We start from the raw sequence: 774 nt of genomic DNA on the forward strand, positions 1-774 counted from the left end.
CTAACACACCATCAGGTTGACCTGACGGCCAACGCGCCTTGGAACGTGCTTGCTACTTGAGGGCATCACGCCCCAAGGCGCGGCACAAACTGGACGACTTTTGCTCCGCCCCAATGGCCGGATATTACGCCGCCGTTGACACTTTTTTTCCGGGGCATCCCTTGCTTGCGACGGGGTTCTTCATTGCTGACGGTACGATCTGGTCGCTTGCATTGGTGATCGCTGGTTGCGGCGCAATTGAAGGTTTCCGTTCAAAGCGCCGATACTCAGGCAGCTTTGCAGTTGCGATGGCACTTGCAGCGGGAGTAGGGCTCGCCATGCAGAGCTTTTCGTCGGGGTCTCGATCCGAGCGCGAGCTGGCATCGTCTGAGAATTGGGAAGAGGTCGCGACGAACGCCAGCATCATGCCGACGAAGCGCGGGAAAATGATGGCAATCATGACCCATCTGCAGGAGGGGGAGACCTACATTACTGGCGAGAACATTCTGGCATCGCAGGATCACCTCGAAATCCAGATGTTGTGCGATGTGCTCCCCTCCCGGAATGCCACTGTTTACCTCGGTATCCAGGAAGCCGGAACGGGCCGTTCACAGGTGCGCATTCTGCGTCCGGATAGTGATTGCAGGGACCTTTCACTCGCTTATGCCGCGCAAGTGGGTATACCTGGAATGACCGGGAACCTTTGGCCTTTTGCACCTGCTGTCGTTCATCGCTCCGACATTCGCCCCCATACCCAATGGCTCGCCTGCATTGAAGGATTCAGCCTTGCCAGTT

The 774-nt window shown here is 57.2% G+C and carries 1 protein-coding gene; it reads left to right on the forward strand.

Features of this window, described 5'->3' with window-relative positions; all coding sequences use genetic code 11:
- Positions 1-113: 113 nt before the first annotated feature.
- Positions 114-774: hypothetical protein (locus ACFWW2_RS25515; RefSeq protein ID WP_393933274.1), on the forward strand; the 661-nt coding region annotated here is incomplete at its 3' end.

The sequence above is a fragment of the Yoonia sp. R2-816 genome, assembly GCF_046762905.1.
Taxonomy (GTDB): Bacteria; Pseudomonadota; Alphaproteobacteria; order Rhodobacterales; family Rhodobacteraceae; genus Yoonia.